12 protein-coding genes are annotated in these 13,764 nt (G+C 73.8%); 8 read left to right on the plus strand and 4 right to left on the minus strand.

Annotated elements, in window-relative coordinates:
* The first annotated feature begins 84 nt into the window (after positions 1–84).
* Positions 85–1,206 carry a branched-chain amino acid aminotransferase gene (locus AB0J24_RS10380; protein ID WP_358678529.1) on the plus strand — a complete coding sequence of 374 codons (1,122 nt, stop codon included), beginning with the start codon at positions 85–87 and terminating at the stop codon, positions 1,204–1,206.
* Between the two features lie 108 nt (positions 1,207–1,314).
* Here AB0J24_RS10380 and AB0J24_RS10385 read toward each other — a convergent pair whose 3' ends face one another.
* The 3 genes from AB0J24_RS10385 to AB0J24_RS10395 all read right to left on the minus strand — a co-directional run bounded on the left by AB0J24_RS10385 (position 1,315) and on the right by AB0J24_RS10395 (position 4,769).
* Positions 1,315–2,190 carry an adenosylcobinamide-GDP ribazoletransferase gene (locus AB0J24_RS10385; protein ID WP_358678532.1) on the minus strand — a complete coding sequence of 292 codons (876 nt, stop codon included), beginning with the start codon at positions 2,188–2,190 and terminating at the stop codon, positions 1,315–1,317.
* Entirely contained in the window at positions 2,187–3,989 is a 1,803-nt protein-coding gene (locus AB0J24_RS10390) for a bifunctional adenosylcobinamide kinase/adenosylcobinamide-phosphate guanylyltransferase (protein WP_358678535.1), read from the minus strand. Before AB0J24_RS10390 ends, AB0J24_RS10385 begins: the two co-directional genes overlap by 4 nt.
* Positions 3,990–4,100: 111 nt before the next feature.
* The gene (locus AB0J24_RS10395) at positions 4,101–4,769 is read right to left on the minus strand and encodes a DUF3043 domain-containing protein (RefSeq protein WP_358678538.1); all 669 of its coding nucleotides are present in this window, start codon (positions 4,767–4,769) and stop codon (positions 4,101–4,103) included.
* 38 nt (positions 4,770–4,807) lie between these two features.
* On the opposite strand from AB0J24_RS10395, the gene AB0J24_RS10400 reads away from it, so the two are divergent.
* The 3 genes from AB0J24_RS10400 to AB0J24_RS10410 all read left to right on the plus strand — a co-directional run bounded on the left by AB0J24_RS10400 (position 4,808) and on the right by AB0J24_RS10410 (position 7,559).
* The gene (locus AB0J24_RS10400; RefSeq protein ID WP_358678541.1) at positions 4,808–5,935 is read left to right on the plus strand and encodes a glycerate kinase; all 1,128 of its coding nucleotides are present in this window, start codon (positions 4,808–4,810) and stop codon (positions 5,933–5,935) included.
* A gap of 164 nt (positions 5,936–6,099) precedes the next feature.
* Positions 6,100–6,477 (plus strand): iron-sulfur cluster assembly accessory protein, encoded by a 378-nt coding sequence (locus AB0J24_RS10405; RefSeq protein WP_358678544.1) that lies wholly within the window; start codon positions 6,100–6,102, stop codon positions 6,475–6,477.
* Positions 6,478–6,623: 146 nt separating this feature from the next.
* Positions 6,624–7,559, plus strand: a complete 936-nt coding sequence (locus AB0J24_RS10410; protein WP_358678758.1) for a carbohydrate kinase family protein — start codon at positions 6,624–6,626, stop codon at positions 7,557–7,559.
* Between the two features lie 142 nt (positions 7,560–7,701).
* On the opposite strand, the gene asnB is transcribed toward AB0J24_RS10410, so the two are convergent.
* Complete coding sequence (gene asnB, locus AB0J24_RS10415) at positions 7,702–9,648, minus strand: asparagine synthase (glutamine-hydrolyzing) (RefSeq protein ID WP_358678547.1); 1,947 nt, start codon at positions 9,646–9,648, stop codon at positions 7,702–7,704.
* A 348-nt stretch (positions 9,649–9,996) separates the two neighbouring features.
* Between asnB and AB0J24_RS10420 the strand changes: the two genes are divergently transcribed.
* The 4 genes from AB0J24_RS10420 (at position 9,997) to AB0J24_RS10435 (ending at position 13,730) form a co-directional block, all read left to right on the plus strand.
* Positions 9,997–10,905 (plus strand): cytochrome c oxidase subunit II, encoded by a 909-nt coding sequence (locus AB0J24_RS10420; RefSeq protein WP_358678761.1) that lies wholly within the window; start codon positions 9,997–9,999, stop codon positions 10,903–10,905.
* A 14-nt stretch (positions 10,906–10,919) separates the two neighbouring features.
* On the plus strand, positions 10,920–11,318 hold the full coding sequence (locus AB0J24_RS10425) for a cytochrome c oxidase subunit 4 (protein WP_358678550.1): 399 nt from the start codon (positions 10,920–10,922) through the stop codon (positions 11,316–11,318).
* Between the two features lie 256 nt (positions 11,319–11,574).
* On the plus strand, positions 11,575–13,050 hold the full coding sequence (locus AB0J24_RS10430; RefSeq protein ID WP_358678552.1) for a sensor domain-containing protein: 1,476 nt from the start codon (positions 11,575–11,577) through the stop codon (positions 13,048–13,050).
* 38 nt (positions 13,051–13,088) lie between these two features.
* A complete protein-coding gene (locus tag AB0J24_RS10435) occupies positions 13,089–13,730 on the plus strand; it encodes a response regulator transcription factor (protein WP_358678764.1) in 642 nt (213 codons plus the stop codon).
* The last annotated feature ends 34 nt before the right edge of the window (positions 13,731–13,764 follow it).

Genomic DNA, 13,764 nt, shown 5'->3' on the forward strand with positions numbered 1-13,764 from the left:
TGTCCGTCCCGTAGTGGAAGATCGCATCCCGACCGTCGGGAATCCGATTACTTCCGGACCGGGCGGCGGGGCTACCGTTCACCCATGAGCGCGCCGCAGTTCACCGTCACCCGCAACCCGGCCCCGGCGTCCCCGCAGCGGCGCGCCCAGGTACTGGCCGACCCCGGTTTCGGCCGGCACATGACCGACCACATGGTCACCATCCGCTACACGGAGGGGACCGGCTGGCACGATCCGCAGGTCGTGCCCTACGGGCCGTTGACCCTCGATCCGTCGTCGATGGTGCTGCACTACGGCCAGGAGATCTTCGAGGGGCTCAAGGCCTACCGGCAGCCGGACGGCTCGGTCGCCCTGTTCCGGCCGGAGCAGAACGCCCGCCGGTTCGCCGGGTCCGCCCGCCGGCTGGCGATGGCCGAGCTGCCCGAGGACCTGTTCCTCGCGTCGCTGGCCGAGCTGCTGGCGGTGGACTCGGAGTGGGTGCCCGCGGCCGGCGGGGAGGACTCGCTGTACCTGCGCCCCTTCATGATCGCCACTGAGGTGGGGCTGGGTGTGCGGCCCTCCGCGGAGTACCTCTACGCGGTGCTGGCCTCACCGGCCGGGCCCTACTTCGCCGGTGGTGTCAAGCCGATGGACGTTTGGCTGGAGACCGAGTACACCCGGGCCGCGCTGGGCGGCACCGGGACCGCCAAGTGCGGTGGGAACTACGCCGCGTCGCTGCTGCCCCAGGCGGTCGGCGCCCGGCACGGCTGTGCCCAGGTCGCCTACCTCGACGCCGAGGAGCGCACCTGGATCGACGAGATGGGCTCGAACAACCTGTTCTTCGTCTTCCGGACGGAGGACGGCGGCGTCGAGCTCGCCACCCCCGACCTGCGCGGTGCGGTGCTGCCCGGCATCACCCGCGACTCGCTGATCACGCTGGCCCGGGACCTGGGCATGACCGTGGTGGAGCGGCGGATCGCGGGCCAGGAGTGGCTGGGCGGCGCCGCGAGCGGTGTGCTCACCGAGGTGTTCGGCTGCGGCACCGCCGCGGTGATCACACCGATCGGCACCGTGAAGCACTCCGGCGGCGAGGTGACGGTGGGCAACGGCGAGCCCGGCCCGATCACGCTGCAGCTGCGCGAGGCGCTCACCGCGATCCAGCGTGGCGCGGCACCGGACCCGCACGGCTGGATGCACACGCAGGTCCCGGCCCCGGCGTCGGTCTGAGCGATCACGGTCGGGCGAGCACGCGCGCGTCCGCGGACCCCACCCGGGCCCCGGGCGGGGCACACCGGCCCGCACCCACCGGGCCCGGACCGCACGAGCGACCGGCGATCAGAGCGCGGCGGCCAGGACGACCAGGACGGTGGTGGCGGCCAGCTGCTCCGCGGCGCCCAGCACGTCCCCGCTCATCCCACCGAACCGGCGACGGGTGTGCCGGGCCAGGCCCGCCACGAGCAGCGCGGCGGCCAGCACCGCGCCTACCGTGACCAGCGCGAGCCCGGCTCCGGCCAGCACCCCAGGGAGCTCGGTGGAGCCACCGGCGAGGTAGTCGGCGTACCGCCGGGGGCCCTCGGCCGGGCCGGCCGCCACCAGGCCGGACGCGCCGAGGCCGGCCAGCACCGTCCACCACAGCGGCGCGACCCAGGGGGGCTGGGAACCGGCCACCGTGGCGCCCAGCCCACCCGGCCGTGCGGCGGGCGTCCCGCGGCGGGCGACCCAGCAGAAACCGGCCCGTCCCACCGCGGCGGCCAGTGCACAGGACACGAGCACCGCCGCGGGTGCGGCGGAGGCGAGCTGGGCCAGCGCGGCGGCCTGTCCGCCGAGCACGATCACCAGCGTGACGACGGCGAACGGCCCCGCACCGCCCTCGGCCATGATCCGCAGCGCCCGCTCGGGAGGCCCGTAGCTGCCGAGCCCGTCGGCGGTGTCGGCGAGTCCGTCCAGGTGCATCCCGCGGGTCGCGAGCGCGCCCGCCCCCACCACGAGGAAGCCCGCCACCAGCGGGGACACCCCCAGCGCGGTGAACCCGATCAGCAGCGTCCCGCCGGCCAGCCCGAGCCCGAGCCCGATCACCGGCGCCCACCGGAGCGCGGCCGCCGGAGCACCGTCGGGGAGGCCGCCGTCCGGCCCGGTCCGGATCCGGACCGGGAGCACGGTCAGCCAGCTCACCGCCAGGCGCAGGGCGGCGAGCGGCCCGCCGTCGGTCACCGGGTGGCGCCCGTCATCGTCGTGTCGCCGGTGACGACGCCGGTGTCCTCGGCCGTCCCGGTCTCACCCAGCAGCCGGGCCGCCGTGCTCAGCAACGGCAGCACCGCGACGCCTGCCGTCCCGTCCTCGGTGCGCAGCGCGAGATCGAGCACCGGGGTGAGGGCGAGCTGGTCCAGGACCATCCCGGCCGCCGGCTCGGTGGAGGGCTGCGCCGCCAGCCACCACTGCTTGGCGCCGGGGGCGAGCTCCTCGGCCATCAGCGCGGCGGCACCGACGGCGAGGCCGTCCAGCACGGCCGGGACCTTCCGCTCCGCGGCGCGGGCGAGGACACCGGCGAGCACGACGAGATCGGTGCCGCCCACGGCCCGCAGCAGTGCCAGCGGGTCGCGCAGGTGCGGGCGGGCGCGGCGCAGCCCGTCCCGGACGGCGACGGCCTTGCGCATCCAGGCGCGGTCGTCGATCCCGGAGGCGCGTCCGACGACCGCGACCGGTTCGGCACCGGTGAGCGCGGCGACCAGGATCGCCGCCGGGGTGGTCGCGCCGACGGCCAGGGTGGCGGGCACCAGGACGTCCGCCCCGGCGTCGATCTCCTCGTCGGCGAGCAGCCTGCCGGTCCGCCACGCTGCGGTGGCCCGGTCGTCGGTGAGCGCGTCCTCGCGGTCGATCCGGCCGGTGCCGCGGACCACGCGGTGACCGGACTCGACACCGTCTGCGTCCCGGGCGAGCCCGACGTCGACGGTGCGCACCGACGCTCCCGCGGCCCGCGCGGCGACGGTGACCGGCAGCCGTCCGGCGGCGGCGGCCGCGGCCCGGAGTGCGGACACCTCGGGAGGGTAGGCCGACACCCCGTCGGCGGCGATGCCGTGGTCCGCCGCGAGCAGCAGCACACGCGCGTTCACCGGCGGCCGCGGCGGGCACTCGCCCTGGCAGGCCGCGAGCCAGACGCCGAGTTCGCCGAGCCGGCCCAGGCCGCCGACCGGCAGTGCGAGACCGTCGAGGAGGGCGACCGCCTCGCGGCGGGCCCGCAGATCGGGCCGCCCGACGGCGGCGGGGCCGGAGGGTCGCTCGATCGGCTCGGCACCGGTCACCGGGGCGGCGGACGAACCGGTCGGCGGGGTGACCGCGCCGGGGACGCCCGCCGGGGTACCCGCGACGTCACCGCCCGGGTCGGCGACCTCGGGCCCCGGGTCTGCGGTGACCGGAACCGGCACCTCGGCCGCGGGCGCCGTGGCCGGGGTCTCGGGGGCGGGACCGGCGGGGCGGGCCTGCGGGCCCGGCAACCGCAACGCCTGCCCGGCGAGGACCAGCACCGTCTCCGCGCAGACCTCGGCGAGCGCGGCGTTCAACTCGCCCAGCAGGTCCCGGAACAGTCGCCCGGAGGCCGACTCGGGGACCACGCCCAACCCGACCTCCGCCGAGACCAGCACGACCGGGCCCGGCGCCTCGGCCACCGCTGCGACCAGGCCGGCCACCAGTTCGTCCACCCGGGTGAGCGGTCCGGGCCGCTCCCAGGCACCGGCGTCGTCGAGCACACCGGCCAGCCAGGTGCCGAGATCGTCGACGAGCACCGGGCCGGGCGAGGCGAGCGCCGTGAGGAGGTCGCCGCCGGCGACCTCCTGGGTCGTCCACGTGACCGGCCGGCGGGCCACGTGCGCGGCGATCCGCGCGTCCCACTCGGCGTCGTCGGCCCTCCGTCGCCCGGTCGCCAGGTACCGGACGGGCACGTCCCCGCCGAACAGCTCCTCGGCGTAGCGCGACTTGCCCGACCGGGTGCCTCCGATGACGAGCGTTGCGTTCATGGGGCACATCGTGTCGCACGCCGGTGGCGCGCTCTCCGGAAGGGGGCCGCCCGTCAGAGCTTCGTCACCGGCCGCCGCGCGTACCCGCGTCGCGCGGGTGGAGCCGCGGCGTCAGGGATTCTCGCCGCGCTTCACCCGAGGCTTCGGTACCCGCATCCGGCGCGGCTGGGTCGCCCGGGAGAACGCGTACCAGCCGGTGCCGAGGCCCCGGATGTCCTCGTCCGGGAATTTCGCCCGTGCCTTGCGCAGCACCTGGACGCCGAGCAGCGTGCCCTCGACGACCATCACCGCGAGCATCAGGAAGGTGAACAGCGTGACGTACTGCTGGATCACCGGGTTCTGGATCAGTGCGGCGACCAGCACCAGCGCCGCCAGCGGCAGGAACAGACCGATCACGTGCGGCCGGGAGTCGACGACGTCGCGCACGTAGGCCCGCACCTTGCCCCGGTCCCGGGGAAGCAGCACCCGGTCGTCACCGGCATCCATCCGGCGGCGGCGTTCCGCGGCCTTGGCCCGCCGGTCCTCCTTGGACGGCCGGTTGGCCTTGGCCAGCCTCGCCGCCTCCCGCTGGGTGCGCGGCGGGGGCGGGGCCGGCCCGCGGCGCTTGCCCTCGGCCTCCCGGCGCTTCGGCGTCGCACGGCCCTTGCCGGGGGTGGTGCGGGTGCGCGACCGACCCTCGGCGCCCTGGTCCCCGGTGCCGTCGGCGCCCTCGGCGGCGGGGGTGTCGACCGCGGTCTGCCCGGCCTGGTCGGAGCTCTCGGAACGGCGCAGGAACCTCACACCTGCTCACAATACGGGCCCCGGCTAGCCTCGCCCGCATGCGGATCGTGGTTGCCCCGGACTCCTTCGGCGGGACGCTCAGCGCGCGTGCGGCGGCCGAGGCGATCGCCGAGGGCTGGCGGCGATCGGTGCCGGCGGCGGAGCTGCGACTGGTCCCGCTGGCCGACGGCGGCACCGGTTTCGTCGAGGTGCTGCACACCGCGCTCGGCGGCACGCTCCACGAGCTCCAGGTGACCGGCCCGCTCGGCGACCCGGTGCCGGGGTCGTGGCTTCAGGTGGGCGACACCGGCTACCTGGAGTGCGCGTCGGCCTGCGGGTTGCACCACGTCGCGCGCGAGGACCGGGTCCCGGGGGTGGCCCGCACCGCCACCACCCACGGCGTCGGTGAGCTGCTCGCCGACGCCCGTGACCGGGGCGTCCGGACGGCCGTCGTCGGGCTCGGCGGCTCGGCCACCACCGACGGCGGCGCCGGGATGCTCGCCGCGCTGGGTGCCGCGCCGGTCGACGAGGACGGTCTGGCGTTGCCACCCGGCGGCGCGGCACTCGCCCTGTGCGACCACCTGGACGGCCGACCCGATCTGGGCGGGATGCAGCTCGTCGCGGCCTCCGACGTCGACAACCCGCTGCTGGGCGAGCACGGCGCGGCAGCGGTGTTCGGGCCGCAGAAGGGCGCCGACGCAGGCACCGTCGCCGAACTGGACGCGGCACTGGGGAACTTCGCCGGGGTGCTGGCCGGACTCGCCGGACGTGACGTCGGTGGCGACACCGCGGCCGGCGCGGCCGGTGGGCTCGGTGCGGCGCTGCTCGCGCTCGGTGCCCGGGTCGAGTCCGGCGCCGGCCTGGTCCGGCAGCTGGTCGGGCTGGACGCCGAGCTGGACGCCGCCGCGGGGACCGGTGGCCTGGCCGTCACCGGGGAGGGCAGTTTCGACTGGCAGTCGCTGCGCGGCAAGCTGATCACCGCGGTCGCCCGCGGCGCCGCCGACCGGGGGATTCCGTGCGTCGTGCTGGCCGGGCAGGTCAGCGTCGGGCGCCGGGAGGCGGGCGCCGTCGGCGTCGACGCCGCGCACGGTGTCGCCGACGAGTTCGGGCTGGACGCGTCGATGGCCGACCCGGCGGGCACCCTGGCCGAGCTGGCGGCCCGGGTGGCGCCGCAGTGGGTCCGGTGAGGCAGTGGGTCCGGTGCGGCGGTGGCTCCGGTGACCGGCGCCACGTCCACGGTCGCCGAACGGGGCTTCGCCACCGGGCTGGACGTCCGTCCGGCGTCGTAGTATTGACCTGAGGAAGAGCACCGCCGGGGAACACGGCGGACCCGCACGTTGTTGGGAGAGCCATGACCGTCGAGAACGCAGTGACCGCCGGAAACGCCGCCACCGCGGAAGAGACCCACGGTGTGGAGCTCACGGAGTCCGCCGCCCTGAAGGCGCGCACCCTGCTCGAGCAGGAAGGCCGCGACGACATGCACCTGCGTATCGCGGTGCAGCCGGGCGGCTGCGCCGGGCTGCGCTACCAGCTGTTCTTCGACGACCGCTCGCTCGACGGCGACCTGTTCCGCGACTTCCAGGGCCTCAAGGTGGGCGTCGACCGGATGAGCGCGCCGTACCTGCAGGGCGCGACGATCGACTTCGTCGACACCATCGAGAAGCAGGGCTTCACCATCGACAACCCGAACGCGGGCGGCTCCTGCGCCTGCGGCGACAGCTTCAACTGAGTTCTCCGTCACCGGGCATCACGCCTGGTCGGAGCCGTACACGGGCCCCGTCATGATCCTTGCGATCATGACGGGGCCCGTCTGCGTGACGTAGGGTCCCAGCCGTGCCTATTGCCGTGACGGGATCGATCGCCTCCGACAACCTGATGCACTTCCCGGGGAAGTTCTCCGAGCAGATCCTCGCCGAGCAGCTCGACCGGATCTCGGTCAGCTTCCTGGTCGACGAGCTCGTGGTCCGCCGTGGCGGGGTGGCGGGGAACATCTCCTACGCGCTCGGGGTGCTCGGCCAGAAGCCGGTCCTGGTGGGCGCGGTGGGCCCGGACTTCGCCGAGTACCGCTCGGTGCTGGAGAAGGCCGGCGTCGACACCTCGGGGGTCGCCACCTTCGACGACGTGCACACCGCCCGGTTCACCTGCACCACCGACGACGACATGCGCCAGATCGCGTCCTTCTACACCGGCGCGATGGCCCGCGCCCGCGAGATCGAGCTGGCCCCGATCGCCGAACGCCTCGGCGGGTTCGAGTTCGTGCACATCGGCGCGAACGACCCCGAGGCCATGCTCCGGCACACCGACGAGTGCCGGGAGAAGGGCTACCCGTTCATCGCCGATCCCTCGCAGCAGCTCGCCCGGATGGGCGGCGACGAGGTGAAGCGGCTGGTCGACGGGGCCACCTACCTGATCAGCAACGACTACGAGTTCGAGTTGCTGCTCAAGAAGACCGGCTGGACCGCCCAGGACGTCGCCTCCCGGGTCGGCACCCGGATCACCACCTACAGCGAGAAGGGCTCGGTGATCGTCGCCGCGGACGGGACCGAGACGTGGGTGGACGTGGTGCCCCCGACCGAGACGGTCGACCCGACCGGCGTGGGGGACGCGTTCCGCGCCGGGCTGCTGACCGGGCTGAGCGGCGGGCTGCCCCTGGAGCGTTCCGCCCAGCTCGGCGCGCTGATCGCGACCTACGTGCTGGAGACCGACGGGCCGCAGGAGTGGACCTGGCAGCGGGACGCCGCCCTGGCCCGGCTGCGCGACGCCTTCGGGGACAGCGCGGCCGACGAGATCACGGCCGCGCTCCCCGCCTGACCATCCGCTCCCGTGCCACCGATCGGCCGGCTCCGCGACACCGCGGGTGCCGGCCGGTCCGCTATCCGGGCCGGTGCGGCTGCGCTCCCCGCCGGCGCACCACGGCCCGGCGAGGTCCGCGGCCCGGCGGGCGCGCTCCGGGTCAGATCTTGACCGGGTAGCTGGGCGTCGGCACGTCCGGCACGATCCGGCGCTCGACGAAGATGCCGTGCCAGATCAGGAACACCAGCACGGCCCAGATGCGCCGCGAGTGGTCGATCGGACCCTCCCGGTGCGCGTCCAGCATGCGGTGCACCGCCTGCAGGTCGATCAGGTGCCCGGCACCGGAGTTCTGCAGGATGTCGCGGGCCCAGGCGTACATCTCGTCCCGCAGCCAGTGCCGGATCGGCACCGGGAAGCCCAGCTTGGGCCGGTTCAGCACGTGCGGCGGGATGATGCCCTCGCAGGCCCGGCGCAGCGCGTACTTGGTGGTGCCGTTCGACCCGTGGGTGATCTTCTGCGACTGCGGCAGGGACGACGCGATCTCGAACACCTCGGGATCGAGGAAGGGCACCCGCAGCTCCAGCGAGTGCGCCATCGTCATCTTGTCGGCCTTGACCAGGATGTCGCCGCGCAGCCAGGTGAACAGGTCCACGTGCTGCATCCGCGCGACCGGATCCCAGTCGTGCGAGGCGAAGTAGTGCGGGGCGGTGACGTCCTGGTGCGACACCCGGGGGTCGTAGCCGCGCAGCACCTGGTGCAGCTGGTCGTCCCGGAAGATCCGCGCGTTGCCGTAGTAGCGCTGCTCCAGGCTCAGTGAACCGCGGCGCAGCAGGTCCTTGCCGCGCATGCCCTCCGGCATCCGCCGCGACGCCCGGCGCATGATCGGCTTGAGGCTGCCGGGGACCTTCTCGAACGGGGCCAGCGACAGCGGCTCCCGGTAGATCGAGTAGCCGCCGAACAGCTCGTCGGCCCCCTCCCCGGACAGCACGACCTTGACGTGCTCGCGGGCCTCGCGGGCGATGAACCACAGCGGGACCAGGGCCGGATCGGCGACCGGGTCGTCGAGGTACCAGATGATCAGCGGCAGCGACTCCATCATCTCGTCCGGCTTGACCGTGCGGACCACGTGCCGGACGCCGATCGCGGCGGCCGACTCGGCGGCCACGTCGACCTCGGAGTAGCCCTCGCGCTCGAAGCCGGTGGTGAAGGTGATCAGGTTCGGGTTGTGCTCCTTGGCGAGCGCCGCGATCGCGGTCGAGTCGATGCCGCCGGAGAGGAACGCGCCCACGGTCACGTCCGCGCGCATGTGCTTGGCCACCGAGTCCCGCAGCACATCGGCGATCTCGCCGTGCACGATCGCCTCCGCCTCGGCGCTGGCCGGGGCATGGCTGGGCAGCGAGATGAACTTCGGTGCGAAGTAGCGCTGGTGCAGCGGCTCCTCGCCGGGCCGGACGGTGACGTGCGTGCCGGACTCGACCCGGGAGATCATCCGGTGCAGCGACATCGGCTCCGGGACGTACTGCAGGGTCAGGTAGTGCTGCAGCGCCGCGGGCTCCAGGTCCAGGCCCAGCCCCAGCTCGGCGCTCAGCGCGAGGATCGACTTCTTCTCGCTCGCGAACACGGTGCCGGCGGCGGTGGTCGCCAGGAACATCGGCTTGATGCCGAACGGGTCGCGGGCCAGGAACATCTCCCGCTCGACGGCGTCCCAGATGGCGAACGCGAACATCCCGCGCAGCCGCTGCACGGCGTCCGGCCCCCAGTAGTGGAACGCGGCGACGATGACCTCGCCGTCGCCCTCGGTGGCGAACGCGGCGTCGTAGGTCTCGATCAGCTCCTCGCGGAGCTCGAGGTAGTTGTAGATCTCGCCGTTGAAGACGATCGTGTAACGGGTGTCCTCACCCGGCACCGGGCCCCAGTGCAGGGGCTGGTGCGAGTGGTCGACGTCGATGATCGACAGGCGGTTGAACCCGAGGACGAGATCGTGGTCGTTCCACGTCGCGCCCTCGTCCGGGCCGCGGTGCCGCGCACAGCGCAGCGCGTCGGCGATCGGCTCGACCCGGTTGGCGGCGTCCGCCCCGGCGGTCAGCAGTCCCAGCAGTCCGCACACGAAAGCCAGTATGACGAGTCATCCGGACGCGTCGTGCGCGCCCCGGGGCGAAGCGGACTTCGTGCTGCGAGACTGCCCGATTCCGGCCCGGCCGCCGGGCTCGGCGCGGCCCGGCGAGGCGTCCGCGCCGACGACCCCGGGGCACGCGCGCCGAGCGGTGTTCGTCTAGTCTCTACGCGAGGTCGAAGACGGTGCTCCGTTCGAGTGGGTGGTGGCCGTCCCGGCCGTTCCCGTGGTGACGGCGAGGCAGGTAAGAACGTGCTGGCAGTGCGGCTGACGCAGGAGACGACAGGAAGGCGGCGCGCAGTGGCCCGAACGAAAGGCCGCTCCCGGACCACCCGGGCGGCGATGGTCGGGATCGCGGGCGTGCTGGCGGTACCGGTGCTGTCCGGCTGCTCGGTCGAGGAGGTCATCCGCTTCGGGTGGCCGGTCGGGGTCACCCCCGAGGCCGAGAGCATGCGGAACCTCTGGACCTGGTCCGCGATCGCTGCGCTCCTCGTCGGCGTCATCACCTGGGGCACCATGTTCTGGACGATGATCTTCCACCGCAAGCGCAAAGACGACGACGGTTCCCTCCCGCGTCAGACCCAGTACAACCTGCCGGTGGAGCTCGTCTTCACCGCCATCCCGACCGTCATCGTCGCCGTGCTGTTCGGTTTCACCGTCAACGTGCAGAACTACGTGGACAAGGACGAGGCCTCCGCGGGTGGACCGGCCGACGTCCGGGTCGACATCGTCGGTTTCCAGTGGAACTGGGAGTTCTCCTACCCCGACGAGCTCGGCCCCGACGGCCGGCCGGTGAGCACCCTGGGCACCAGCGACGTCATTCCGATCCTGGTGTTGCCGACGGACCGGTCGATCGAGTTCACCCAGCGCTCGCCCGACGTGGTCCACTCGTTCTGGGTGCCCGAGTTCCTGTTCAAGCGCGACGTCTTCCCGTTCCCCGAGCGCAACGACCAGGACAACTCCTACGTGATCGACAACATCGACACCGAGGGTGCCTTCGTCGGCCGCTGCGCCGAGCTCTGCGGCACCTACCACTCACAGATGAACTTCGAGGTGCGCGCTCTCGAGCCCGCTCTCTACGACCGGTACATCCAGCTCCGCAAGGAATCCAACCCGGTCACCGGCCGGCCCTACACCGCCGGTGAGGCACTGCAGCAGCTGAACTGCGGCGAGTGGTGCGCTCCCGAGGCGATCACGACGACGCCGTTCCCGACCGACCGTGGCCAGCTGGCCGCGCAGGTCACGGGCTGAGGGGAGTACGACTCATGAAGATCGAGTCCCGGATCTTCGAGATCTGCACCGGGTTCTTCATCATCGCCGCGCTGGTCTACATGTTCCTGACCCAGGAGGTCGTGGGCACGACGGCGCTCTGGTTGACCGCGGGCCTGTCGTTGATCATCGGTACCTACTTCCGGTTCGTCGCCCGCCGGTTGGAGGAGCGGCCCGAGGACAACCCGGAGGCCGAGATCTCCGACGGGGCGGGCGAGGTCGGCTTCTTCTCCCCGGGCAGCTACTGGCCGCTGGGTGTGGCCGCCGCCGCGGCGCTGACCGCGATCGGTCTCGCGTTCTGGCACCTCTGGCTGGTGACGGTCGGGTTCACCCTGATCCTGATCGCCGTCGGTGGGCTCGTGTTCGAGTACCACCGGGGTGTCGCCCACCACTGATCCCGCTCCGGCGAACGCCCCGTCCGGCATCGCCGGGCGGGGCGTTCCCCGTTCCCGGTGCCGCACATCCGGCGTCGCCACCGCGCCGGCCCCGGAGCCGGGGGCCACACGGATCACCCCGTCCGCGTGGGGCCGGATCCCGTGCGGACGCCACGACCCCCGTGCGGACGGCCGGTGCCGGTGTGCACGGCGGCGCTGCGGGCCGGGTCGCGCCACCTATTCTCGACCGCATCACCGAGACCTGAGGGGACCCGCCATGCCCGAGACGCCCGCCCGAGGGCCCGGGGGCGATCCGGCGGGTTCCGGTGGGCCGGTGGCGGGCCCGGTCCGGGGCGCCTCCGGCAGCCCGCTGGATCCACACCTGGTCCCTGCGATGGAGCGCTGGGGCACCGGCGCGGTCCGCGACCAGGTGGTCCGGGACGGGTCGTTGCAGCTGCCGCATTCGGTGCACTGGCCGTCCGGCTGGCCCGGCCGGACCCGGCTCGGAGCGCAGATGACCTACCTGCTGGCCGGCCTGCCGTTGGCGGTCGTCAGCGGGGTGGTCGTGATCGTGGGGCTGCTACTCGGGGCGGGGACGTTCGTCCTGTGGATCGGGATCCCGATCACCGTCGGCACGCTGGCCGCCGCCCGCGGGTTCGCCGAGCTGGAGCGGCGTGCCACCGAGGCGGCGACCGGGCGCCCGCTGCCACCGCACCACTACCGCGCCAACCGCGGCCGGCGGCTGATGGGCAGGCTCTTCCGGGCCCTGGCCGATCCGCAGAGCTGGCGCGACGTCGCGCACGCGGTGACCGGGTTACCGCTGCGAGCGGTGACGGCCGCGGTCGCTCTCGCCTGGTCGGTGGCGGGGCTCGGTGGTCTGCTCTACGTGTTCTGGCAGTGGTCGATCCCGCGCGGCCGGGAGGACTGGACCCTGTTCCGGTCGGTCACCGGTGTGCACTCCGGAGCGGGGGACATCGCGCTGAACACCGGCCTCGGCGTCCTGCTGCTGGTCACGCTGCCCACGGTCGTGCGGTGGCTGACCGACGTGCGGGCGCTGCTGGCCCGTGGTCTGCTCACCAACCAGACCGCGGCGCTGCGCGCCCGCGCGCAGGCCCTCGCGTCGGGCAGGCGGGCCGCCGTCGCCGCGGAGGCCCAGACACTGCTGCGGCTCGAACGGGACATCCACGACGGGCCGCAGCAACGGCTGGTCCGGCTCGGGATGGATCTCGAGGCGGCGGTGCGGCGACTCGACGACGACGATCCCGAACGCGCCCGCCCGCTGCTGGACGAAGCGCTGGAGCAGACCCGCGAGGCGCTGTCGGAGCTGCGCGCCCTGTCCCGCGGCATCGCCCCGCCGATCCTCGCCGACCGTGGCCTGGGGCCCGCGCTGGCCGCCGCGGCAGGCCGGTGCCCGGTCCCGGTGGACCTCGACGTGGGGCTGGCGGCGGGCACCCGGCTCCCCGCGCTGGTCGAGAGCACCGCCTACTTCGTGGTGTCCGAGGCCCTGACCAACGTCGCCAAGCACGCCGGGGCGTCGGCGGTGACGGTGACGGTCACCGCCGACGACACGGTGCTGCGGGTCGAGGTGCGCGACGACGGCCGCGGTGGCGCGCACCTGGGCAAGGGGCACGGCCTGGCCGGACTGGCCGACCGGCTGGAGATCGTCGAGGGCAGCCTGGAGGTGCACAGCCCGCCGGGCGGGCCGACCGTGCTCACCGCCGAGGTGCCGGTCGCCGGGCTGGGGGAGGGGTGAGCACGCCGCGGACCACGGACGAGGATGGCCCCATGACGATGCGCGTTGTGCTCGCCGAGGACTCGATGCTCCTGCGGGAGGGACTGGTCCGGCTCCTGGAGGAGGCGGGCGCGACGGTGCTCGCCGCCGTCGGGGACGGCGGGACGCTGGTCTCGGCGGTGGCCGAGCACCGTCCGGAAGTGGCGGTGGTGGACGTGCGGATGCCGCCGTCGTTCACCGACGAGGGACTGCGGGCGGCCCTGGAGGTGCGCAGGACCCACCCGGACATCGGGATCCTGGTGCTCTCCCAGTACGTGGAGGAGTCCTACGCGACCGACCTGCTGGAGGCCGGTGGCGGTGTCGGCTACCTGCTCAAGGACCGGGTGTCCAAGCTCGCCGACCTCTCCGACGCGCTCACCAGGGTCGCGGCAGGTGGCACCGTGCTGGACCCGGAGGTCGTCTCGGCCCTGCTCACCCGGCGCCGTCGCCGCGACCCGCTGGCGGAGCTGTCGCCCCGCGAACGCGAAGTGCTGGAGCTGATGGCGCAGGGCCGCACCAACACCGCCATCGGACGCCTGATGGTGATCACCCAGGGGGCCGTCGAGAAGCACATCTCGTCGATCTTCACCAAGCTCGGGCTGCCGCCGTCGTCGGACGACCACCGGCGGGTGATGGCGGTGCTGACCTGGCTGGAGGGTTGACGTCGGCAGGGACCCCGGGATCGCGTTGGAGGGG

The organism is Pseudonocardia sp. NPDC049635, from assembly GCF_040659795.1.
In the GTDB taxonomy this organism is placed as follows: Bacteria; Actinomycetota; Actinomycetes; order Mycobacteriales; family Pseudonocardiaceae; genus Pseudonocardia.

Bases quoted from the DNA above. Each gene is read 5' to 3' on its own strand.
- AB0J24_RS10425 (WP_358678550.1), top strand. From the start codon at position 10,920: ATGAAGATCGAGTCCCGGATCTTCGAGATCTGCACCGGGTTCTTCATC.
- AB0J24_RS10400 (WP_358678541.1), top strand. From the start codon at position 4,808: ATGCGGATCGTGGTTGCCCCGGACTCCTTCGGCGGGACGCTCAGCGCG.
- AB0J24_RS10430 (WP_358678552.1), top strand. From the start codon at position 11,575: ATGCCCGAGACGCCCGCCCGAGGGCCCGGGGGCGATCCGGCGGGTTCC.
- AB0J24_RS10390 (WP_358678535.1), bottom strand. From the start codon at position 3,989: ATGAACGCAACGCTCGTCATCGGAGGCACCCGGTCGGGCAAGTCGCGC.
- AB0J24_RS10410 (WP_358678758.1), top strand. From the start codon at position 6,624: ATGCACTTCCCGGGGAAGTTCTCCGAGCAGATCCTCGCCGAGCAGCTC.
- AB0J24_RS10405 (WP_358678544.1), top strand. From the start codon at position 6,100: ATGACCGTCGAGAACGCAGTGACCGCCGGAAACGCCGCCACCGCGGAA.
- AB0J24_RS10380 (WP_358678529.1), top strand. From the start codon at position 85: ATGAGCGCGCCGCAGTTCACCGTCACCCGCAACCCGGCCCCGGCGTCC.
- AB0J24_RS10420 (WP_358678761.1), top strand. From the start codon at position 9,997: ATGGTCGGGATCGCGGGCGTGCTGGCGGTACCGGTGCTGTCCGGCTGC.
- AB0J24_RS10435 (WP_358678764.1), top strand. From the start codon at position 13,089: ATGCGCGTTGTGCTCGCCGAGGACTCGATGCTCCTGCGGGAGGGACTG.